Source organism: Pseudomonas sp. BS3767 (assembly GCF_900099665.1).
Classification (GTDB): Bacteria; Pseudomonadota; Gammaproteobacteria; order Pseudomonadales; family Pseudomonadaceae; genus Aquipseudomonas; species Aquipseudomonas cerasi.
This window is the reverse complement of record NZ_FNCX01000002.1, coordinates 853,786-875,219: the sequence shown is the minus strand read 5'-3', so window position 1 is coordinate 875,219 and position 21,434 is coordinate 853,786. Positions and strand designations below refer to the sequence as shown.

Here is a 21,434-nt window from a genome sequence, read left to right as displayed (position 1 = left end):
CCCGGCCCTGCTCGTTGGGAGTTACTCAGTGCTGGTGTTCCGAAGCCTGTTTTTGTACCACGACCTGCACCTCGACATCCCCCGCCTTTTCAAAATGCAGGGTCATCGGGAAGCGTTGGCCGACCACCAGCTTCGAGCGGTCCTTGATGTCCAGCAGCATCACGTGCCAGGCCATGGGGGCGAAAGCCACCTTCGCGCCAGCCGGTATGTCGACCGCCTGAACGTGCTGCATCTTCATCAGCCCGTCGACATGTACATGCTCATGCAACTGCGCCTGCCCGGCGATGGGTGTGTCGACGCTAATCAAACGGTCGGCGCTGTCACCCTTGTTCTCGATAGTGAAATACGCTGCCACCGTCGGTGCGTTGGGCGGTAGCTCCATTGACCACGGATGGCCAATCAGCAACGGCCCTGCCTTGTACTCATGGGCGTGGACGAGGCTGGCTGGCAGCAGCAGTGCGGCCAGCAGCAGTGCTTTTTTGAGCATGGGGGGCTCCGCAGGATTCGATGAAGGGGTGAAAGGTAGCTTAAATGGAAATCCGAAACACCTGGGTAAACCTTTGAGCGCCGCTGAGTGAGCCTGTTTCGTAAAGTCGTTCCCCGGCATGCAGTCATAAGGGGATCGGGATGTATGAAAGGGCACAGTCACATCGTTTGCGTTTGGGGCGATGCTCCAGTGCAGGCCAAATGTATTTGGTCACCGCAAAAACATTCCAGAGAAATCCTGTCTTTTCCGATTGGCGCATGGGCCGTCTGCTGGTTGATGAACTTCGACACGTTCAGGAGCAGCAACTGGCTGATTCATTAGCCTGGGTGGTAATGCCCGACCATATTCACTGGCTGCTGCAGTTGAATAGTCATTCATTATCCAGAGTTGTGCAGCGCGTGAAATCGAAAAGCGCGATCGCCATAAACAGAGCCAGAGGCTGCAGTGGACCTTTTTGGCAAAGCGGATTCCACGACGTCAGCATCCGCACTGAAGAAAGCCTTTTGGGTTTTGCCCGTTATATTGTGGCCAATCCGGTTCGAGCCAACCTGGTCAAAAGCGTGCGCGATTATCCCCTATGGGACGCAATCTGGTTGTGAAAAACCGGCCTCTTCGTGAGCAAGCTCACTCCCACGGGGCCGAGGTGTGTTCTGCAGCATCGCTGATCCTGTGGGAGCGAGCTTGCTCGCGAAGGCGTATTAACGGATCACAGATTTCCAGCGGCTGCACCGGCCTCTTCGTGAGCAAGCTCACTCCCACGGGTCCGAGGTGTGTTCTGCAGCATCGCTGATCCTGTGGGAGCGAGCTTACTCACGAAGGCGTATTAACGGATCACAGATTTCCAGCGGCTGCCCCGACCTCTTCGTGAGCAAGCTCACTCCCGCGGGTCCGAGGTGTGTTCTGCAGCATCACTGATCTAGTGGGAGCGAGCTTGCTCGCGAAGGCGTAGTAACGGATCACATATTTCCAGCGGCTGCACCGGCCTCTTCGTGAGCAAGCTCACTCCCACGGGTCCGAGGTGTGTTCTGCAGCATCGCTGATCCTGTGGGAGCGAGCTTGCTCGCGAAGGCGTATTAACGGATCACAGATTTCCAGCGGCTCCCCCGACCTCTTCGTGAGCAAGCTCACTCCCACGGGTCCGAGGTGTGTTCTGCAGCATCGCTGATCCTGTGGGAGCGAGCTTGCTCGCGAAGGCGTGTTAACAGATCAACAGATTTTCAGCGGCTGCACCGGCCTCTTCGTGAGCAAGCTCACTCCCACGGGTCCGAGGTGTGTTCTGCAGCATCACTGATCCTGTGGGAGCGAGCTTGCTCGCGAAGGCGTATTAACGGATCACAGATTTCCAGCGGCTGCCCCGACCTCTTCGTGAGCAAGCTCACTCCCACGGGTCCGAGGTGTGTTCTGCAGCATCGCTGATCTAGTGGGAGCGAGCTTGCTCGCGAAGGCGTATTAACGGATCACAGATTTCCAGCGGCTGCCCCGACCTCTTCTTGAGCAAGCTCACTCCCACGGGGCCGGGGTGTGTTCTGCAGCATCGCTGATCTAGTGGGAGCGAGCTTGCTCGCGAAGGCGTATTAACAGATCAATAGATTTTCAGCGGCTGCACCGGCCTCTTCGTGAGCAAGCTCACTCCCACGGGGCCGGGGTGTGTTCTGCAGCATCGCTGATCTAGTGGGAGCGAGCTTGCTCGCGAAGGCGTATTAACAGATCAACAGATTTCCAGCGGCTGCCCCGACCTCTTCGTGAGCAAGCTCACTCCCACGGGTCCGAGGTGTGTTCTGCAGCATCGCTGATCTAGTGGGAGCGAGCTTGCTCGCGAAGGCGTATTAACGGATCACAGATTTTCAGCGGCTGCACCGGCCTCTTCGTGAGCAAGCTCACTCCCACGGGGCCGGGGTGTGTTCTGCAGCATCACTGATCCTGTGGGAGCGAGCTTGCTCGCGAAGGCGTATTAACGGATCAGAGATTTCCAGCGGCTGCACCGGCCTCTTCGTGAGCAAGCTCACTCCCACGGGACCGAGGTGTGTTCTGCAGCATCACTTATCCTGTGGGAGCGAGCTTGCTCGCGAAGGCGTATTAACGGATCACAGATTTCCAGCGGCTCCCCCGACCTCTTCGTGAGCAAGCTCCCTACAGGTCCATTCAGTGAGGACTAAAGACGGCTCATCAATCCAGGCCCAACGCCTCCAGCACTGCATCCACACCCCAGAACAGCCTATCAGCGTCAGGCAACTGCGGGCGTTTGAGGATCAGGACGGGCAGGCCGCGTTCGCGGGCGATGTCGAGCTTGGGTTCGGTGGAGCTGCTGCCGCTGTTTTTGCTGATCAGTACGTCGATGCGGCGTTGTTCGAACAACTGGCGCTCGTCTTCCAGCATGAACGGGCCGCGTGCGCCGATCACTTCGCAGTGTTGGTTGCCGGGGTAGTCGTCCAGTGCCCGGAGTGTCCAGAACTGGTGCGGCGGGATTTCGTTCAGGTGCTGCAAGGGCTCGCGACCCAGCGTGAACAACGGGCGCTTGAACGGGAGCAGGGCATTGGCCAGTTCTGACCAGTCAGCCACTTCGCGCCAGTCGTCCTCTGGACCTGCCTGCCACGCGGTGCGGCGCAAGGCCCAGCAGGGAATGCCGGCCAGCCTGGCCGCTCGCGCTGCGTTGTGGCTGATCTGTGCGGCGTACGGGTGGGTGGCGTCCAGCAGCAAGTCGACGCCCTGTTCGCCCATGTACTGCGCCATCCCCTCGGCGCCGCCATAACCGCCGACCTTCAATTGGCAGGCCAGGTCAGACGGCACCCGGCCCACGCCCGCGAGGCTGTAGATGTGCTCAGGCCCGAGCTTCCGCGCAATCGCCAAGGCCTCGGTAATGCCGCCCAGCAGCAGGATGCGTTTCATGTCGCTTCTCTCTGTAAATCAACGCCAGCCTGACCCACCAGTCCGCCCTGACGGTCAATGGCGAAAACCTCCACCTGAACGCTCGCAGGCACGATGCTGCGCGCGAAACTCAGCGCGTGGCGACACACTTCGTCACCCAGTGGCACACCTGCCGCAGCGCTCATCGCCAGCGCTTGCTGACTGGTGTTGGCTTCAAGGATCCGTTGTTGCAGGCCTGCATCCGCGCCGACCTGCGCAGCCCAGTGCGCCAGTTGCGGCAGGTCGATGCTGGAATGGCGGCTGTGCAGGTCCATATGGCCGGCGGCCAGCTTGCTGATCTTGCCGAAGCCTCCGCACACGCTCAACTTATCCACAGGCACCTTGCGCAAGTGCTTGAGCACCGCACCGACAAAGTCGCCCATCTCGATCAGGGCGATATCGGGGATTTTATAGACGCGGCGCATGGTGTCTTCGCTGGCATTGCCGGTGCAGGCGGCGATATGCCGATAGCCGTTGGTGGTGGCGACGTCGATGCCCTGATGGATCGAGGCGATATAGGCCGCGCAGGAGAACGGCCGGACAATCCCGCTGGTGCCGAGAATCGACAGTCCGCCGAGAATGCCCAGGCGCGGGTTCATGGTCTTGAGCGCCAGCGCCTCGCCGCCCTCGACGCCGATCGTGACTTCGAATCCGCCGCTGTAGCCTTGTTCTTCGGCCAGCCGAAGCAGATGCTCGGTCATCATGCGCCGGGGCACCGGGTTGATGGCCGGCTCACCGACTGCCAGCACCAGCCCGGGGCGGGTCACGGTGCCGACGCCTGCACCCGCCACGAAGCGCACGCCTGCTGCCGCCTGTAACCTGACGCGGGCAAATACCAGGGCGCCGTGGGTGACATCCGGATCGTCGCCTGCATCCTTGAGCGTTGCAGCTTCCGCGAAGTCATCCACAAGCCGGCAGAATTCCAGGCGCATCTGTACCTGTTTACCCTTGGGCAGAACGATGTCCACCGCATCGCTGATCTGCCCGCAGAGCAACAGCCGCGCCGCTGCGAGGCTGGTTGCGGTCGCACAGCTGCCAGTGGTCAGGCCACTGCGCAGTGGCGCAGGCTGTTCGGCGGTTTCTTCGCGCATCAGGGTTTGACTACGTCCAGCAGGGTGATCGGCAACGCCTGACGCCACGTGTCGAATTCGCCAAGGGGTTGTGCATGGGCGACGTGGATACGGGTCAGTTCGCCGCCATGCCGTTCGCGCCAGGCCATCAAGGCCGTTTCGCTTTGCAGGGTGACCGCATTGGCAACCAGTCGGCCGCCCGGACGCAGTTGTTCCCAGCAGGTTTCCAGCACGCCGACACGCGTCACGCCACCGCCGATGAAGATCGCATCAGGGCGTTCCAGACCGCTCAGGGCCTGGGGCGCGCTGCCCCGCACCAATTGCAGGCCGGGCACGCCGAGTGCGTCGCGGTTGAATTCGATCAGTTGCTGGCGGCCTTCATCGGCTTCGATAGCCATCGCCCTGCAGGTCGGGTGCGCGCGCATCCATTCGATGCCGATGGAGCCGCAACCCGCGCCGACATCCCACAACAGTTCGCCCGGCAGCGGTGCAAGGCGGGCGAGGGTGATGGCGCGCACGTCGCGCTTGGTAAGCTGGCCGTCATGTTCGAACGCGCTGTCCGGCAAACCTGAAATGGGGCTCAGACGGATGGCGCTGGCGTCGGCACGACAGTCGATGGCAACCAGGTTCAGCGCGGCGATCTCGGGGTTGCCCCACTCGCTGGCCAGTCCTTCGACGCGCCGCTCGGCTTCGCCACCCAGATGCTCCAGGACGGTCATGCGGCTTGGCCCAAAGCCGCGTTCGCGCAACAAACCGGCAATCAGGGCGGGGCTGCTGCCGTCGTTACTCAACACCAGCAGACGCATGCCATGGTGGACGTGTGCGTTCAGCGCGGCCGCCGGCCGGGCAACCACCGACAGGGTGACGACGTCCTGCAGCGGCCAGCCGAGGCGGGCGGCGGCCAGAGAGTAAGAGGAGGGCGCGGGCAGAATGCGCATTTCGTCAATGCTGACCACGCGTGCAAGACTGGCGCCGACGCCGAACATCATCGGGTCGCCACTGGCCAGCACGCAGATCTCGGCACCCCGCTGCTCGAGCACCGGGTTCAACGAGAAAGGACTCGGCCACGCACGTCGTTCGGCGCGAATGCACGGCGGCAGCAACGCCAGCTGACGCGGGCCGCCGAACACCTGATCAGCGTGCAGCAGAGCGTGTCTGGCGTTCTTGCCGAGCCCTTTGTAACCGTCTTCTCCGATTCCCACGACTGTCAGCCACGGTGACATGTACCTACCTCAATCCGAACTTCCGACAGAGCGCCTTTTCATGCCTGCGGACAAAGCAGGCATAATACCGCGCCCGACGGGGTACAAGTGCTCTAATCAACGTCCGTTTCCAGCCAGTTCACATCGGGTGACCCATTGAACGAGCAGCAGTCCGCTCGCACATCCTCTGCAACGCTACGCCCCTCGGCCTGCCCGGGGTTGCTGCGTATCGTCCCGGCACTGGACGGCGGGATCTGCCGGATCAAGCTGGCGGGCGGGGTGATCACCCGTGCGCAGGCCATGGCCGTTGCCGAGGCCGCGAGCACGTATGCACAGGGTGTTATCGAAGCCACCAACCGCGCCAATTTGCAGATTCGCGGCATTGGTGCCAATCACGACGGGTTGATCGGCGCCTTGATGGCGGCAGGGCTCGGCCCCGCCAACCCGGCCAGCGACGATGTGCGCAACCTGATGCTCAGCCCGACGGCCGGGCTGGACCCGCAGATGCTCTTCGATGCCCGGCCGCTGGCGGCGCAGATTCTCGACGCGCTGGAACATCATCCGCGTTTTCATGAGCTGTCCCCCAAGTTTGCCTTGTCGCTGGACGCTGGTGAAACGCTGGTCATGCTCGAACACCCGCATGACGTGTGGCTGTCGGCGCTGAAAGTCGATGGCGAAGTGTTGCTGGCGTTCGGGCTGGCCGGCTGCCCGGCCCATGACCGACCGCTGGCCGCTGTCCCTGTGGCCGAGGGGAAGACGCTGGTTGTCGCACTGCTGGAGCTGTTTCTCGACCTTGCCCGTCCCGAGCACACCCGGATGCGACACCTGCTGGCCGAGGTTTCGACCGACGATATGCTGCGCGAGCTGTCGACCCGGTCCGGCTGCACAGTGCGGACCGATAAGGCGATCACCGATTGGCAGCGTCCGGCCATTCAAGGCATTCGCCACATTGGTGTTTATCCACAGGCCCAGCCGAATCAGGTGGCGGTGGGCGCTGCAGTACCGTTGGGGCGTCTCGATGCGGCGATGCTTTCCAGCGTGGCGCAACTGGCGGCGGATCAGGGCGACGGCACGCTGCGCCTGACGCCCTGGCAAAGCCTGTTGTTGCCGAACGTGCCGGTCGAGCGCGCCGCGGCGGTGCTGGACGCGTTGCAGGCATCGGGATTCGTCGGGGCGGCCGAGCAACCACTGGCGCAGATGCTCGCCTGTACCGGTTCTGCCGGGTGCGCCAAGGGGCTGGCCGATACCAAGTCCGACGCCCTGCAACTGGCTGCCGGGCTGGCTACCGGCCAGGCTGTGCACGTGAGCGGCTGCACGCGTTCCTGCGCCGCCGCTCACGTAGCGCCAGTAACCTTGCTGGCTGTCGCGCCGGGCCGTTACGATCTTTATTTTCGCGATGCAGCGCATGCCGGTTTCGGCGTGCTGCGCGCGCGCAACCTTACTATTGAAGCAGTCGGCGCGCAGTTGAACGCCGGCTCACGGAGCAATATGCATGATTGATTACATCCGCGATGGTCAGGAGATATATCGCAACTCTTTCTCGATCATTCGCGCCGAAGCGCGTCTTGACACGATCCCTGCCGACTTGGAAAAACTCGCCGTGCGCGTGATCCATGCCTGTGGGATGGTCGAAGTCATCGAAGACCTGCGCTTCTCGCCGGGTGCCGGTACTGCCGGGCGCAACGCTCTGGCCGCCGGAGCGCCGATCCTGTGCGATGCGCGCATGGTCTCCGAAGGCATCACTCGCACCCGTCTGCCCGCCAATAATCCGATTATCTGCACCTTGCATGATGAAGGCGTGCGGGAAATGGCCCTGGAGCTGGGCAATACGCGTTCTGCGGTGGCGCTTGAGCTGTGGCGTCCGCACCTGGAAGGCAGCGTGGTGGTCATCGGCAACGCGCCGACCGCGCTGTTCTATCTGTTGGAAATGCTCGATGCCGGTGCGCCGAAGCCTGCACTGATTCTCGGCTTTCCGGTCGGCTTTGTCGGCGCCGCCGAGTCCAAGGCGATGCTTGCCGCCGATAGCCGCGGTGTGCCGTTCGTGATCATGCAGGGCCGCCGTGGCGGCAGCGCTATGGCCGTGGCCGCAGTCAACGCACTGGCCACGGAGATCGAATGATGCAGGCACGCGGTCGATTGATTGGCCTGGGCGTAGGTCCCGGCGACCCGGAGCTGATCACTGTCAAAGCCCTGCGTCTGCTGCGCGAGTCGCCGGTGGTGGCGTATTTCGTGGCCAAGGGCAAAAAGGGCAACGCATTCGGCATCATCGAAGCGCATCTGCAGGACGTTCAGACCCTGATGCCGCTGGTCTACCCGGTGACCACTGAGGCATTGCCGCCGACACTGTCCTACGAAAAGCTCATCAGCGACTTCTACGACGAATCCAGCCGGCATATTGCCGCGCACCTGGACGCCGGACGTGACGTGGCGGTGATCTGCGAAGGCGATCCGTTTTTCTATGGCTCCTACATGTACCTGCACGATCGTCTGGCCGAGCGCTACGAGGCCGAAGTGATCCCGGGTGTGTGCTCGATGCTCGGTGGCGCTTCGGTGCTGGGCGCGCCGCTGGTGTATCGCAACCAGAGCCTGTCAGTGCTGTCCGGTGTGCTGTCCCACGACGACCTGAAACGCAAGCTGACCGACGCCGACGCGGCGGTGATCATGAAACTGGGGCGCAATTTCCACAAGGTTCGCGAGGTGCTGACCGAACTGGGGATGGCCGGGCGTGCGCTGTATGTTGAGCGCGCCACGATGAGCAACCAGAAAATCGTCCCGCTGGACCAGGTCGACCCGATGTCTTCGCCGTATTTTTCGCTGATTATCGTCCCTGGCGACAGGTGGCAAGGCTGATGACCTCCATGACCCCGGCCATCGTCATTCTCGGCAATGGCAGCCTTGCCACCGCGCGGCGCATTCAACAGCTGTTCCCCGATGCGCTGATTCATGGCCTGGCCGAGCGCGTGCAGGGGGCCGACCGCACTTACAGCGAGTTCGGCGCGACGCTGCGCCAGCTGTATCAACAGAACACACCGATCATCGCCCTTTGCGCAGCCGGTATCGTTATTCGCACCCTGGCCGCCGTGCTGCTGGAGAAGGGCGCCGAACCGCCAGTGCTCGCCGTGGCCGAAGACGGCAGCGCCGTAGTGCCGCTGCTTGGCGGCCTTGGCGGGGTGAATGTCCTGGCGCGCAGCATCGCCAGCGGGCTTGGCGTTGCGCCAGCGATCACCACCAGCGGCGAGCTGCGTTTCGGCACCTGTCTGCTCAACCCGCCAAGCGGCTATGCGCTGGGCGATCTGGAGCTGGGCAAGCGTTTCGTTTCCGACCTGCTGTCCGGCGAACCTGTACGCATCGAGGGCGAAGCCCCTTGGCTGGCCCAGGCGCAACTGCCCGAAGACCCACAGGCCGCGCTGGCCATTCATGTTGGCAGTACCCTGCGCGAGCCGTCACCCCATGAATTGCTGATCTACCCACGTAACGTGCTGGTGGCGGTGACTGACCTCAGTGACGAACTGGCTGAGCACGTGCGCTCGGCCCTGCGCGAGGTACGTATTGCCGGGCAGTCCTTGGCGTGCCTGTTGGCTGCCGAGGAGCAGATGGCCAATCCGCACCTGCACAAGGCTGCCGCCGAGCTGGACGTTGCGGTGCGATTCGTCAGCGCCGCTGCGGCCAGCGAGATGGCCATGAAGGCTGTGCCGCAGCTGTTGCCACCGCTTTGCGTCGACGCCCACACCGCGATTGCTGTCGCGGCGCAACCGCTGGAGGTGCAGAGCATCGGCCGCGGGCGTGGCCGCGTTGCAGTCATTGGTCTGGGCCCTGGCGCAGCAGACCTGATGGTGCCTGCGGTCAAGGCCGAACTGGCACGTGCCAATGATGTGCTGGGCTATGAAACCTACGTGCGCATGGCAGGGCCGTTTCGTGCCGATCAGGTACTGCACTGCACTGACAATCGCGAAGAAATGCAGCGTGCCCGGCATGCCTTCGAGCTGGCTGCTCAAGGCCGTTCGGTGGTTGTGGTGTCGTCCGGTGATCCGGGAGTGTTCGCCATGGCTTCAGCGGTGCTTGAGGCGTTGCATGAGTCGGATAATCCTCACTGGCATGCGGTCGAGCTGGAGATTCTGCCGGGTGTCTCGGCTTCTCTGGCAACCGCCGCTCAGGCTGGTGCGCCGCTGGGACATGATTTCTGCGTGCTGTCGCTGTCCGACAACCTCAAGCCCTGGGACATCATCGAAAAGCGTCTGGACCTCGCCTGTCAGGCCGATCTGGCGCTGGCATTCTACAACCCGATATCTCGCTCCCGACCCTGGCAACTGGGGCGTGCGCTGGAGATTGTCCGCCAGCATCGCATCCCTGCAACCCCCGTGACGCTGGGCCGCGACATCGGCCGTCCCGGGCAGACATTGAGGGTTATCACGCTGGGCGAATTGACACCGGAGCAGGTGGACATGCGCACCATGGTGTTGATCGGCTCTTCCCTGACGTGCACCTTTACGCGCCACGCAGGCGGCAACTGGGTCTACACGCCGCGTTGGTATGGCAACAAGCCTACAGGTTGAGCGCACACGCGTGTCATACCTGCTGCCGTTTATCGTGGGAAAGTGCTGAAGTGGCGATGTCACTTCAAGCCTGTGAGCCTTTGTTTCGGCCCACAGGCTTGAGCGAATCGGCTCTCTTCAATCGTCGTCGTCGGTAGTCCGATTCCAGAAGCCTCCCCGGAATCTTCGCTCACCTGCGGTACGCCGGGAGGCAGATGGCGGGTCGAATCTGGCTCTGCGTATCGAGTTCGGCAGCCAAGTGCCCGAAAGCCACCAGAGGGCAACGGAAAGCTCCGAAAAAACCGCCTGATTTATTTCGTTAGTCTCGATTCAGTCCATCAGGACGCATGAGTTAAAGGACTAATGAAATGACACAGGACAAAACCATGAACAGCACTGACAACCTCGATTACATTGCCGCCTGCGAGCTGGCTGAATGCCCAGCTTCGTTGGGCGCATTCGCGGCCCCCGCAATCCCCGGATTGCCTCAGGCAGGTGACGTCACTGACGCACAGTCCGGCCATGAAGGTGCGGTGGTTGCAGGCAGTGTGCTGGCATTTCCCAACGGTATGTCGGCGCAGAGCAAGCAGGACGTGATGAATTCCTTTCTGTTCGCCACCCTTGTGGCCAACAAGGCGTTCAGCTCTGAAACCCAGGGCGATCAGTGGTATGACAAATTCAACGAAGTGCTTTCCAAGGTGGGCTGGCTCTCCACCCATTGGAACTATGCGCGCTACCGTGCCACCCAGCAGCGTTTCACCATGGACGAAGTCGGTCTGGAGATCCTCGGTTCGGCCATTGCAGCTGCCGCGTTACCCGGGCCTGCATCGCTGCTGATGCTCAAAGTGGCTGCAGATGCCGTCGCCGCGCTGCAGGCCAGGAAAGAACCCCTGCGCCTGTTCGAGAGCCAGACCAAGGCACACCGTGGCGGTAGCTTCCGTATCGCCTCCTGTATCGAATCCGGGGACAGCATCGTCAGTCTGGCCATGGCGGCAGTCAGCTTTCAGGCCGACAGTGACGTCACCAATGTGCTGTTCTGGGAATGGCAGGGCACCAGTGTCCAGACCTGGAAGGGCGAGCACAACCTGTTGCTCAACACGGACCTGTATGCGCGCTATCGCAAGCTGATCGAGCAACGGCTTGGCGACAATGTCAGTAATGCGATTGCAGAGTACGAAATCTGATCGGAGTGTTGGCGGAGGCGCGGACTGCCTCCGCTTTCGGGATAAAAGGAATTCTCCCATGAAGCAGGAATTGGATGCCGTAGTCGTCAATGCGGGCTGTTTGATGTTTTTCCCCGAGCCGCAGCGGGTCGCCCTGAAAAATGATGTGCTGGACTCGATGCTGTACGTGCAGCTGGCCGCATCGAAACAACACTCGAAGTTTGCCGAACCCGAAAAATGGAATGAAACCCGTCTCACCGCTGCGCAGCGTTTCGGCTGGCTGCCGAGCGCCAGCGAACATATCAGCCAGCCTTTGCCTGAAGACTCCGCTGAAACAGTGTGGAGTTGCATGGTGCGTGCGCTTGTACCGTGGGTGTCAGCCGAGACGCTCCTGCGTGCGGAGGCGTTCATGCGCAGGGCAGGCAGCCAGTCCGTCGCGAGCGAAGCGCTTCATCTGTTGCGCAGTCAGACGGTACAGAGCGGTTTGAATCACTCGGGAAAATTGCAGGTCAGCGTAGTTCTGCAACTGGCTTTCGTCGACACCCGACAGAAGCTCAAGCTGGTGCAGCTTCAATTCACCACACGTCAGCCGTTGTCATCCGGGTTTCTTTTCGAGGTCATCGAGTCGAAGAGTGTCTACGGCAACATCGCTGTGACTGTCCATGCAATGCAACTGTTTGAACAGGTCTATTCGCAGTTTCGCGATGGCATCGACACCGCGCTGTCGAGCAAGCGTGCGTGCCTGATCATGCCGCTCGGGGGCAGTCCCGATGTCTGATCCGGATGAAACTCTACTGACGGGTGCCAGCGTGCTGTCCTTCGCCCGCAATGTCGAACCTGATTTGCGCCAGGACATAATGGATTGTCTGCACCATGCCCGACTGGTCGCAGATGATCGCCATTCTTCCAGAGTGAACTGGCGTGCATGGCTGGATGCTTACCAGCGCTCGATTGCCGCCACAGGCGGTTCGCGGAGCGCCGGGATCAACGATGCCCGATTGAAAATCCACAGTTTCAGTGACATTGGAAAACTGCAGCTATCCGTGGTCGATAACGCTGGCGAGCTTCGCCAACTCTACCGCAGTTCGCTCGACAGGCTATTGAGCAGTGATCATGCGACGAGTTTTTTCAGCAGCTGGTTTACGTCCGGGCGCTCAGAAAGCTTTCAGCTCATGCCCTGTGCAATGCGCAATAAGGACGAGGTGTCGATCCTTCTGTGCAGCCTGCAGATGACCACCCTGGCGCTGCGGCCCGCGCGTTATTTCTGGCAGATATTGGGCGGCGAGATGCAGGTGCATGCCGTCAGTACTGCGTTCCGCTTCAGTCGCCAGAGTTTCGAGCCTTTTCGCCAGACGGTGCAGGACGCCCTGGCTGATCGTGCTGCAGCCGAAATCATCAGTCTTTAGCAACCTGGATAAGCCCATGGAAGGGAGTAACGCAAATGAATGCAGACACAGGTAACGCGGCCTATCTGGGCACTATCGCCAGTATGGTCGCGTTTTTGCCCGGGCTTTCGAACGAAGAGCGCACGGATGTTCAGAACGTTCTTCTGGACGCCCAGTTGTTCGCGGGCAGGCAGTTTGATTTCAAAACCCAGTGGGGGACCTGGATGTATTACTACCGCAGCCGCCTCAAGGCGCGCGGTATACAGCAAAAGGGCGTGGTCCTTGGGGACTCGCTGGTGGTGAGCAGTGTCGACGATTTATTGCAGGCCACGTTCAAGGTCAGTCATCCTGCGGATCGTAAGCGTCTTGGCGACATGGTGCAGCGTGCGGTTGCTGCAATGGGGGTAGGCCAGGCAGCAGAGTCGTACTTTCAGCGCGGCTTCGACCAGGGACGTCTGGGCAGTTTTCAGATCGTACCCTGCGAAAAGTATGAACCTGGCCGGATGCTCCTGTTGCTTTGCAGTCTGCACCTGAGTGTGGACGACCATGCGCCAGGAAGGCGAAGACTGCTGTTTCACTTCAAGGGCGGCAGTTACATCTTTGACAGCAAGGTGTATGCCGCTCATCGTGACGCGGTGATGCGTTATCTGGACGGCAGGGCGCAAGGCATGGTGCGGGCTGCAAGTATCTGAGTCCTGTCAGGGCAGCAGGTAGCCCCTGATGCCGGTGAAAATGATTTGCGCGGCCAGTGCACAGACGAACAGTCCCATCAAACGGCTGACAATCTGCAAACCCTGATCGCCGAGGATGCGTTCGATACGGTTGGAGAGGTAAAGCACGACGCCAACGGTCAGACTGGCCAGCGCAATACTCAGAATGGCGGTGAGTTTGTCGTCCCAGTGGGGCTGACTGACGCCCATGACCAGCAGCGCACCGATCGTACCGGGGCCGACGGTAAGTGGGATGGTCAGAGGAACGATGGTCACATCCTGCTGGATATTGTCGGTCTGGACCGCCGACTTGCCCTGGGCCATGCCCAGTGCCGAGATGAACAGCACACTGCCGGCACCAATCCTGAATGCATCCACCGTGATGCCGAAGACATCGAAAATCACGCGCCCGAACAGATACAGCAAGACGCTGGAAACCAGTGTCGCCAGCGCCACCTTCCAGGCCAGGCGCCGCTGTTCCTTGCGCGAGTGACCACGCGTCAGGCTGATGAAGCAGGAAAGAACGAAAAACGGGCTGTAAAGCACCAGCATTTTCAGATAGACGCTGAACAACACGTGAAGCATGGCTTCGACTCACAGCAGCAGGTGGATGGCATCGGCAGTCTATCAGGCCACAGGCCTTTCCCGTCGCCGTCAGTTTTGCCGATAGTGCTCGCCGTCCGACGTCAGCCCACGGGCCTTGTCACGGTGCGCCACCCAGTGCTCGACCAGTTCGCGCAACTGCGACAGTTCGATGGGCTTGGCCATGTGGCCGTCCATGCCGGCCTGGCGTGCGCGGTCTTTATGCTCGGTGAGAATATGCGCGGTCAGTGCAACGACCGGGGTGCGTACACGCTGATTGCCGACTTCCCAGGCGCGCAATTGCTCGGTGGCCGAGAAACCGTCGAGTATCGGCATCTCGCAGTCCATCAGCACCAGATCATAACGCTGCGCTTTCATGGCTCGCAGCGCTTCTTCGCCATTGCTCGCGGTATCGGGGTTGAGGTTGAGCTTGCCGAGCATGCCGCGGATGACCTTGGTCGAGATACTGTTGTCTTCGGCCACCAGAATCCGGAAGTCGCCGGGGACGCTGACCGGCGGCGTCACGACCGGGCCGGGCTTGTTCGACACGACACCCTTGTTCAACTGGGTCAGTTCATCTGCCAGCGTGGTCTTGAGCGTATAGCCCGCCACCGGTTTGGCCAGAATGCGCTTGATTCCGCAGTTGCGCGCGATGATCTTGCTGGGTGCATTGCTGATGCCGGTCAGCATGATCAACAGGATGTCGTGATTCAGGCTCGGGTCTTCCTTGATCTTGGCGGCCAGTTGCATACCGGTCATGCCCGGCATGTTCTGATCGAGCAGGACCACATCGAAATAGTCGCGCAGGTGCGCCTTGGTCCTGAGCAAGGCCAGTGCCTCCTTGCCGGATGCCACTGCACTGACATTCAGGCCCCAGGCACTGCATTGCTGAACCAGCACTTTGCGGCATGTGTCGTTGTCATCGACCACCAGCACCCTGGCATCTTTAAGCGGGCTGTCCAGATCAATGGTCGGCTGTTCGAGCAGCTTGGCGTCCAGAGGCAGGTTCAGCCACAGCGTATTGCCTTGCGCGCCACTGTTCTGAATGCCGAATTCGCCATCCATCAGTACGATCAACTGACGAGCGATCACCAGTCCCAGATGACCGCCGAGCCGGCTGCTGGCCAGGAAATTCCGGCTGTGCAGTTCGGCGTGCAGCAGTTCTTCACGTTCTTCGTCGGAAAGCGTTTCGCCGCTGTCCTGAACCGAAATGCGCAGTCGTGTATTCCCGCTTTTCGAGGACTCAAGGGCGACTGCCAGCAGAATCTCACCTTCGTCGGTCTTCTTCAGGGCATTTTCCAGCAGGCTCAGCAGTGTCTGGCGCAGGCGGGTCGGGTCACCATTGATGACACGTGGCACCTGAGGCTGGATCTGGCTGATCAGCTCGACCTGTTGCTGTTCGGCCTTGGCGCGGAAGATATTCAGGCAGTCCTCGACCAGCGCGCCGATGTCGAACTGCACGTCGTCCAGTTCGATCTGTCCTGACTCGAGCTTGGTGATGTCGAGAATCTCGTTGATCAGCGTCAGCAGTTCGTTACCGGCACTGTGAATGGTCTGCACATAGTCGCGCTGTTTGACCGACAGCGGGGTGCCGAGCAGCAGCTCGGTCATGCCCAGCACGCCGTTCATCGGGGTGCGAATCTCGTGGCTGATCTTGGCCAGAAACTCGGCTTTGGCGTTGATTTCGGCGGTGCTGGCCGCCTGATCGCGGCTGATGCTGAAACGGTCTTCGGTGATACTGCGATGACGTTCGCTGAGGGCCAGGCTCATCAGCAGGCCGCTGATGCAGAACACGCTGAGCAGCGCCAGCAGCAGCCATTGCGGTGGCACCAGGCTCAGCCACAGCAGGCCGGGCAGGACCACCATGTAGCCGATATTGAAGGTGATCATTCCGAGGACAAACAGGCGCGCCGAGCGATAGCCCTTCTGCCAGTGCCACATCGACACCGCCAGAATGCTCAGTGTCGTCAGCGAGACCAGGCCGAACGTCAGGAAGTTGATCGGCAGCTTTTCGTCGAACAGCACCAGCAAGGCGCCGATCCCCATGAGCACCGCGTTGCCCAGCAACAGACGATCGAGTTTGCGGGCATTGCGATGGACGAAGAAACAGTAGGTGTAGATCAGGCCTGCGACAGCGGCCAGCAGCAGCGCCAGGTGTGCGCTCGGGGTTTGCGCGATATTCCACGGGTCGATCGGGCGGAGCAGGTTGAGGAGCAACAGCGCACTAAGCCCGAGTAACGATTCGCAGGCGGCCAGCCACAGATTGCTGCGCGACCGGGTATGTCCGTAACGCGTCAGATTCTGCACGATCAGCATGGACAGCGCGCCAAACAGCAGTCCGAACAGCAATGGCTGGGTTTCGTTGGCGGCGCTTTCGATGGCCGGTTCAAGGGTGATGCTGGGGCGCATTTTCTGCGCAGAGACCAGTCTCAGGTAGATATCCAGCGAGGCCGAGCTTTGCGGAACCGGCAGCAGGAAATCGTTGGATGGCAGTCGCTGATCTTCAATCGGCACGTCGTTGCCCGTGCGTAGATGATCAATCTGTCGATCGCCGTCCATGACATACATGTCGGCGCTGGAAAGGTCCGGGGCGAAGATACGCAGCAATTGCTCGTGCTGGGTCGGTTGCAGGCGGTAATGCAGCCATACCGCGCTGCCGCGATCCGCTGCAGCGACCCGTTCCAGCTCGGTGGGGCTGAATTGATTCTGATAGCGCGCCGAGCGGATTTCATCCAGCGTCAGATGGGCCTTTTCGTCGAGCAGCGTCGACCAGCCTGCACCATGCTCGGCCTGCGCCGAAAGCATGAACAGCAGGGTCAGCAGTCCGACGGTTGAGGCTATGGCAATCCTGAGCCAGCGCACAATGAAATCCCTTCGTGAGTGAATACCTGGTAAAACCGCGAATACCGGAGCAACCGGCCAGCCTCTGCTTGAAGAGGCTGGTCCGATCGATTATTCCTGGTCTTCGCCACGCTCGCGGGCAATGGCACGGTAGCCAATGTCCTTGCGGTAGAAACACCCTTGCCAGTCGACTTTTGCGGCCAGCGCATAGGCATTTTCCTGCGCGTTGCCGACGCTGTCACCCAGCGCTGTGGCACACAGTACACGACCACCGCTGGTCACGACACGCTCATCCTGCAAGGCCGTGCCTGCATGGAATATCTTGCCTTCGAGCTGTGCCGCTGCGTCCAGACCCTCGATGACCGCGCCTTTGGCGTAGTCGCCAGGATAACCGCCTGCGGCCAGCACGATACCCAGGCTGGGGCGTGGGTCCCACTGTGCTTCGATCTTGTCCAGCGCTTGCGCCAGCGCAGCCTCGACCAGCAGTACCAGGCTCGATTGCAGGCGCAGCATGACCGGCTGGGTCTCCGGGTCGCCGAAGCGGCAGTTGAACTCGATGACTTTCGGGTTACCTGCTTTATCGATCATCAAACCAGCATAGAGGAAGCCGGTGTAAACGTTACCTTCATCGGCCATACCCCTGACGGTCGGCCAGATAACCAGGTCCATGACACGTTGATGAACCTCGGCGGTGACCACCGGGGCAGGGGAGTAGGCACCCATCCCGCCGGTGTTCGGCCCGCTGTCGCCGTCGCCGACGCGCTTATGGTCCTGGCTGGTGGCCATGGGCAGTACATTCTTGCCGTCGACCATGACAATGAAGCTGGCCTCTTCGCCATCGAGAAACTCTTCGATGACAACGCGCGAACCGGCGTCGCCAAAGGCGTTGCCAGCCAGCATGTCACGTACGGCGTCTTCGGCTTCTGCCAGGGTCATGGCGACGATCACGCCCTTGCCCGCGGCCAGGCCGTCGGCCTTGATGACAATCGGCGCGCCTTTCTCACGCAGATAGGCCAGGGCAGGCTCGATCTCGGTAAAGTTCTGGTAGTCGGCAGTAGGAATCTTGTGACGCGCCAGGAAGTCCTTGGTAAACGCCTTGGAGCCTTCAAGCTGGGCAGCGCCAGCGGTCGGGCCGAAGCAGTCCAGGCCTCGGCTGCGGAACAGGTCGACGACGCCTGCAACCAACGGTACTTCCGGGCCGACGATGGTCAGCGCAACGTTCTTTTCAGCGAAATCCGCCAGTTGCTCCAGTGCCAGAACGTCGATGGCCACGTTTTCGCATTTGGCCTCGATCGCCGTGCCCGCATTGCCCGGTGCGACAAACACCTTCTGCACGCGTGGGTCCTGAGCGACTTTCCATGCCAGGGCGTGTTCACGACCGCCGCTGCCAATGATCAAAACATTCATTTCAAAAACCTCGATGACGCTGATTCTGGAGTACGCGGTGTGCCTGGGGCGACCCAACCCGCCGTACGAGGCCGCAATGACGCAGCAGACGCCTGCGCCAGTGCGGCCGTTTTTCTGATTAGTGCCGGAAGTGACGCATGCCGGTGAACACCATCGCGATGCCGGCTTCGTCTGCTGCAGCGATCACTTCGTTGTCACGCATCGAGCCGCCTGGCTGGATGACAGCGGTGATGCCGACCTTGGCCGCGTTATCGATGCCGTCACGGAACGGGAAGAAGGCATCGGAGGCCATCACGGCGCCCTGAACCTGCAGCCCGGCATGCTCAGCCTTGATGGCCGCGATACGCGCCGAGTTCACACGGCTCATCTGGCCAGCGCCGACGCCGACGGTCTGGCGGTTGCGGGCGTAGACGATGGCGTTGGACTTGACGTACTTGGCGACTTTCCAGGCGAAGATCAGGTCATGCATTTCCTGTTCTGTAGGCGCACGCTGGGTGACGACCTTGAGGTCGGCCTCGGTGATCATGCCGATGTCACGGCTCTGTACCAGCAGGCCGCCATTGACGCGTTTGTAGTCCCAGGCAGGCAGGCGCTCGCTCCACTGGCCGCTGGTCAGCAGGCGAACGTTGGCTTTGCTCGCGACGATGGCGCGGGCTTCGGCGCTGACGCTCGGGGCGATGATCACTTCGACGAACTGGCGCTCGACGATGGCCTTGGCGGTTGCAGCGTCCAGCTCGCGGTTGAAGGCGATGATGCCGCCAAATGCCGACTCGGAGTCGGTGGCATAGGCCAGTTCGTAAGCCTGGCGAATGCCGCCTTCATCGTCCGGGCAGACCGCGACACCGCACGGGTTGGCGTGCTTGACGATCACGCAGGCCGGTTTGACGAAGCTCTTGACGCATTCCAGTGCGGCATCGGTATCGGCCACGTTGTTGAACGACAGCTCCTTGCCTTGCAGCTGGGTGGCGGTGGCGATGCCGACCTCGGCAGGTTTGGCTTCGACGTAGAACGCCGCACTCTGGTGCGGGTTCTCGCCGTAGCGCATTTCCTGAGCCTTGACGAACTGGGTGTTGAAGGTGCGCGGGAACTGGCTGCGGCCTTCGGTACTCAGGGTTTCGGCAGTCTGGTCGACGCCGCCCAGGTAGTTGGCGATCATGCCGTCGTAGGCGGCGGTGTGCTCGAACGCCTTGAGCATCAGGTCGAAGCGCTGGGCGTAGGTCAGGCCACCGGCCTTGAGGCTTTCCAGAACCTGGCCGTAATCGCTGGCATTGACCACGATGGCGACGTCCTTGTGGTTCTTCGCTGCGGAACGGACCATGGTCGGGCCGCCAATGTCGATGTTTTCGATGGCGGTCGGCAGGTCGCAGCCTGGTTTGGAGACAGTGGCTTCAAACGGGTACAGATTGACCGCAACCAGATCGATCGGCTTGATGCCGTGCTCGGTCATGATGGCGTCGTCTATGCCGCGACGACCCAGAATCCCGCCATGGATCATGGGGTGCAGGGTCTTGACCCGGCCATCCATCATTTCAGCGAAGCCGGTGTAGTCGGCCACTTCGACTGCCGCGACGCCGTTGTCCTTGAGCAGCTTGAACGTACCGCCAGTGGAAAGAATCTCGACGCCCAGCGCTTCAAGCTCGCGGGCAAACTCAAGGATTCCTGTCTTGTCGGATACGCTGATCAGGGCGCGGCGGATCGGCAGGCGGGTAGTCTGGTCGGTCATCTCGATTTCCATCAAAAGCAAAAGAAGTCAGCAAAAAAAAGCGACCGCGGTGCAAGGTCGCCTTTTCTGTTTTGAATGCTTTAAAGCAGATCGTACTGTTTGAGTTTCTTGCGCAGCGTGCCGCGATTCAGTCCCAGCAGCTCGGAGGCCTTCGTCTGGTTGCCCTTGACGTAGTTCATCACGCTTTCCAGAAGCGGAGCCTCGACTTCCGACAACACCAGGTTGTAGACGTCAGTGACGGATGCGCCTTCGAGGTGGGCGAAATAATTGTGCAGCGCCTTCTCGACACTTCCGCGCAGGGTCTGACCCTCTTCGCTCGGCGTGTTGAGGTGCTGTTTCAAATTGACGTTGTCGCTCACGGGTGTTGTTCCACTCACTAAAGTCTCGGTCATCATCGTCATGCGGCCACCTCTTTATCATTCTCGTTATCCGGGCCCTTGCAGCCTTGGCTGAAGAACTCCCGGACGTTGGCGCACTGTGCTTCCGTATCTTCCAAACGATTGAAGTGGGCGCGAAACTCTCTGGCGCCCGGCAGGGTTGCGAGATACCAGCTGACGTGTTTGCGTGCAATGCGCACGCCCATCACGTCTCCATAGAAAACGTGGAGCGCTGCCAGATGCTCAAGCAGAATGCGTTCCACTTCACTCGACTGCGGCGCCGGGAGTGTCTCTCCGGTCCGCAGGAAGTGTTCTATCTCGCGAAAAATCCAGGGACGCCCCTGTGCGGCCCTGCCAATCAGTAATCCGTCTGCTCCGGTGGCCTTCAGCACGTGCCGGGCCTTTTCCGGTGAATCGATGTCGCCATTGGCAAAGACCGGTATCGACACGGCCTGTTTGATCTGGGCAATGGTGTCGTATTCGGCCTCGCCGGTGTACAGGTCGGCACGGGTTCGCCCGTGCACTGCCAGTGCCTGAATGCCTGCCTGCTCGGCGATTTTCGCCACTGTCAGGCCATTTCGGTTGTCGCGATCCCATCCGGTGCGGATCTTCAGCGTGACCGGTACATCGACTGCAGCCACGACGGCCTGCAGGATGTCGTTGACCAGTTGCTCATCCTTCAACAGCGCCGAGCCAGCCGCCTTGTTACAGACTTTCTTGGCCGGGCAACCCATGTTGATGTCGATGATCTGGGCGCCCAGTTCGACATTGGCACGTGCTGCGTCCGCCAGCATCTGCGGATCACCACCGGCGATCTGTACCGAGCGCGGCTCGGGATCACCTTCGTGGATCATGCGCAGACGCGATTTGCGGCTGTTCCACAGGCTCATGTCACTGGTGACCATCTCCGACACCACCAGGCCGGCACCGAGTCTTCGGCACAGCTGACGGAAAGGCTGGTCGGTGACGCCCGCCATCGGGGCGAGGATCAAGCCGTTTTGCACTGTATATGGGCCGATGCGTACTGCCGACATAGCCTTACCTGTTGTGG

General features: G+C 61.1%; 19 protein-coding genes. 9 read left to right on the top strand and 10 right to left on the bottom strand.

Features of this window, described 5'->3' with window-relative positions; all coding sequences use genetic code 11:
* Positions 1–25: 25 nt before the first annotated feature.
* Positions 26–487, bottom strand: a complete 462-nt coding sequence (locus BLR16_RS08390) for a copper chaperone PCu(A)C (RefSeq protein ID WP_003368869.1) — start codon at positions 485–487, stop codon at positions 26–28.
* Between the two features lie 140 nt (positions 488–627).
* Between BLR16_RS08390 and BLR16_RS08385 the strand changes: the two genes are divergently transcribed.
* Positions 628–1,086, top strand: coding sequence for an REP-associated tyrosine transposase (locus BLR16_RS08385; protein ID WP_003431749.1), 459 nt, complete (start codon positions 628–630; stop codon positions 1,084–1,086).
* A gap of 1,567 nt (positions 1,087–2,653) precedes the next feature.
* Here the strand turns inward: BLR16_RS08385 and BLR16_RS08380 are convergent.
* The 3 genes from BLR16_RS08380 to BLR16_RS08370 are packed head-to-tail and all read right to left on the bottom strand — an operon-like array spanning position 2,654 to position 5,684.
* Complete coding sequence (locus BLR16_RS08380) at positions 2,654–3,373, bottom strand: cobalt-precorrin-6A reductase (RefSeq protein ID WP_003368866.1); 720 nt, start codon at positions 3,371–3,373, stop codon at positions 2,654–2,656.
* The gene (locus BLR16_RS08375; protein ID WP_044309575.1) at positions 3,370–4,482 is read right to left on the bottom strand and encodes a cobalt-precorrin-5B (C(1))-methyltransferase; all 1,113 of its coding nucleotides are present in this window, start codon (positions 4,480–4,482) and stop codon (positions 3,370–3,372) included. Before BLR16_RS08375 ends, BLR16_RS08380 begins: the two co-directional genes overlap by 4 nt.
* Positions 4,482–5,684: a bifunctional cobalt-precorrin-7 (C(5))-methyltransferase/cobalt-precorrin-6B (C(15))-methyltransferase gene (locus BLR16_RS08370; protein WP_003431745.1), complete on the bottom strand. Its 1,203-nt coding sequence runs from the start codon at positions 5,682–5,684 to the stop codon at positions 4,482–4,484. Before BLR16_RS08370 ends, BLR16_RS08375 begins: the two co-directional genes overlap by 1 nt.
* 135 nt (positions 5,685–5,819) lie before the next feature.
* On the opposite strand from BLR16_RS08370, the gene cobG reads away from it, so the two are divergent.
* From cobG to BLR16_RS08330, 8 genes are all read left to right on the top strand, one after another.
* The gene (cobG, locus tag BLR16_RS08365; RefSeq protein WP_074805292.1) at positions 5,820–7,163 is read left to right on the top strand and encodes a precorrin-3B synthase; all 1,344 of its coding nucleotides are present in this window, start codon (positions 5,820–5,822) and stop codon (positions 7,161–7,163) included.
* Complete coding sequence (locus BLR16_RS08360; protein WP_003368856.1) at positions 7,156–7,782, top strand: precorrin-8X methylmutase; 627 nt, start codon at positions 7,156–7,158, stop codon at positions 7,780–7,782. Before cobG ends, BLR16_RS08360 begins: the two co-directional genes overlap by 8 nt.
* Positions 7,779–8,513 (top strand): precorrin-2 C(20)-methyltransferase, encoded by a 735-nt coding sequence (locus tag BLR16_RS08355; RefSeq protein ID WP_371123757.1) that lies wholly within the window; start codon positions 7,779–7,781, stop codon positions 8,511–8,513. The genes BLR16_RS08360 and BLR16_RS08355 overlap by 4 nt, the downstream gene beginning before the upstream one ends.
* On the top strand, positions 8,513–10,216 hold the full coding sequence (gene cobJ / locus BLR16_RS08350; RefSeq protein WP_054081941.1) for a precorrin-3B C(17)-methyltransferase: 1,704 nt from the start codon (positions 8,513–8,515) through the stop codon (positions 10,214–10,216). The genes BLR16_RS08355 and cobJ overlap by 1 nt, the downstream gene beginning before the upstream one ends.
* Positions 10,217–10,563: 347 nt before the next feature.
* Positions 10,564–11,379, top strand: a complete 816-nt coding sequence (locus BLR16_RS08345) for a hypothetical protein (protein WP_024662969.1) — start codon at positions 10,564–10,566, stop codon at positions 11,377–11,379.
* A gap of 58 nt (positions 11,380–11,437) precedes the next feature.
* Positions 11,438–12,136: a hypothetical protein gene (locus BLR16_RS08340; RefSeq protein ID WP_024662968.1), complete on the top strand. Its 699-nt coding sequence runs from the start codon at positions 11,438–11,440 to the stop codon at positions 12,134–12,136.
* On the top strand, positions 12,129–12,764 hold the full coding sequence (locus tag BLR16_RS08335; RefSeq protein WP_072366308.1) for a hypothetical protein: 636 nt from the start codon (positions 12,129–12,131) through the stop codon (positions 12,762–12,764). Before BLR16_RS08340 ends, BLR16_RS08335 begins: the two co-directional genes overlap by 8 nt.
* A 35-nt stretch (positions 12,765–12,799) precedes the next feature.
* Complete coding sequence (locus BLR16_RS08330) at positions 12,800–13,435, top strand: hypothetical protein (RefSeq protein WP_046718949.1); 636 nt, start codon at positions 12,800–12,802, stop codon at positions 13,433–13,435.
* Positions 13,436–13,441: 6 nt separating this feature from the next.
* Here BLR16_RS08330 and BLR16_RS08325 read toward each other — a convergent pair whose 3' ends face one another.
* The 6 genes from BLR16_RS08325 to dusB form a co-directional block, all read right to left on the bottom strand.
* Positions 13,442–14,038 (bottom strand): MarC family protein, encoded by a 597-nt coding sequence (locus BLR16_RS08325; protein WP_003313945.1) that lies wholly within the window; start codon positions 14,036–14,038, stop codon positions 13,442–13,444.
* Positions 14,039–14,107: 69 nt separating this feature from the next.
* Entirely contained in the window at positions 14,108–16,897 is a 2,790-nt protein-coding gene (retS, locus tag BLR16_RS08320) for a hybrid sensor histidine kinase/response regulator RetS (protein ID WP_074805288.1), read from the bottom strand.
* Positions 16,898–16,987: 90 nt separating this feature from the next.
* A complete protein-coding gene (gene purD / locus BLR16_RS08315; RefSeq protein WP_003431732.1) occupies positions 16,988–18,283 on the bottom strand; it encodes a phosphoribosylamine--glycine ligase in 1,296 nt (431 codons plus the stop codon).
* A gap of 118 nt (positions 18,284–18,401) precedes the next feature.
* Positions 18,402–20,006: a bifunctional phosphoribosylaminoimidazolecarboxamide formyltransferase/IMP cyclohydrolase gene (gene purH / locus BLR16_RS08310; RefSeq protein ID WP_003368841.1), complete on the bottom strand. Its 1,605-nt coding sequence runs from the start codon at positions 20,004–20,006 to the stop codon at positions 18,402–18,404.
* A gap of 80 nt (positions 20,007–20,086) precedes the next feature.
* Positions 20,087–20,407: a DNA-binding transcriptional regulator Fis gene (gene fis / locus BLR16_RS08305; protein WP_002555375.1), complete on the bottom strand. Its 321-nt coding sequence runs from the start codon at positions 20,405–20,407 to the stop codon at positions 20,087–20,089.
* Positions 20,404–21,417: a tRNA dihydrouridine synthase DusB gene (gene dusB / locus BLR16_RS08300; protein ID WP_003368840.1), complete on the bottom strand. Its 1,014-nt coding sequence runs from the start codon at positions 21,415–21,417 to the stop codon at positions 20,404–20,406. Before dusB ends, fis begins: the two co-directional genes overlap by 4 nt.
* Positions 21,418–21,434: the final 17 nt, after the last annotated feature.

Coding starts and splice junctions, on each gene's coding strand:
- BLR16_RS08375 (WP_044309575.1), bottom strand. CDS start 4,482: ATGCGCGAAGAAACCGCCGAACAGCCTGCGCCACTGCGCAGTGGCCTG.
- BLR16_RS08380 (WP_003368866.1), bottom strand. CDS start 3,373: ATGAAACGCATCCTGCTGCTGGGCGGCATTACCGAGGCCTTGGCGATT.
- purH (WP_003368841.1), bottom strand. CDS start 20,006: ATGACCGACCAGACTACCCGCCTGCCGATCCGCCGCGCCCTGATCAGC.
- purD (WP_003431732.1), bottom strand. CDS start 18,283: ATGAATGTTTTGATCATTGGCAGCGGCGGTCGTGAACACGCCCTGGCA.
- BLR16_RS08345 (WP_024662969.1), top strand. CDS start 10,564: ATGACACAGGACAAAACCATGAACAGCACTGACAACCTCGATTACATT.
- fis (WP_002555375.1), bottom strand. CDS start 20,407: ATGACGATGATGACCGAGACTTTAGTGAGTGGAACAACACCCGTGAGC.
- BLR16_RS08330 (WP_046718949.1), top strand. CDS start 12,800: ATGAATGCAGACACAGGTAACGCGGCCTATCTGGGCACTATCGCCAGT.
- BLR16_RS08335 (WP_072366308.1), top strand. CDS start 12,129: ATGTCTGATCCGGATGAAACTCTACTGACGGGTGCCAGCGTGCTGTCC.
- BLR16_RS08340 (WP_024662968.1), top strand. CDS start 11,438: ATGAAGCAGGAATTGGATGCCGTAGTCGTCAATGCGGGCTGTTTGATG.
- dusB (WP_003368840.1), bottom strand. CDS start 21,417: ATGTCGGCAGTACGCATCGGCCCATATACAGTGCAAAACGGCTTGATC.
- BLR16_RS08325 (WP_003313945.1), bottom strand. CDS start 14,038: ATGCTTCACGTGTTGTTCAGCGTCTATCTGAAAATGCTGGTGCTTTAC.
- BLR16_RS08390 (WP_003368869.1), bottom strand. CDS start 487: ATGCTCAAAAAAGCACTGCTGCTGGCCGCACTGCTGCTGCCAGCCAGC.
- BLR16_RS08370 (WP_003431745.1), bottom strand. CDS start 5,684: ATGTCACCGTGGCTGACAGTCGTGGGAATCGGAGAAGACGGTTACAAA.
- BLR16_RS08360 (WP_003368856.1), top strand. CDS start 7,156: ATGATTGATTACATCCGCGATGGTCAGGAGATATATCGCAACTCTTTC.
- BLR16_RS08355 (WP_371123757.1), top strand. CDS start 7,779: ATGATGCAGGCACGCGGTCGATTGATTGGCCTGGGCGTAGGTCCCGGC.
- BLR16_RS08385 (WP_003431749.1), top strand. CDS start 628: ATGTATGAAAGGGCACAGTCACATCGTTTGCGTTTGGGGCGATGCTCC.
- cobJ (WP_054081941.1), top strand. CDS start 8,513: ATGACCTCCATGACCCCGGCCATCGTCATTCTCGGCAATGGCAGCCTT.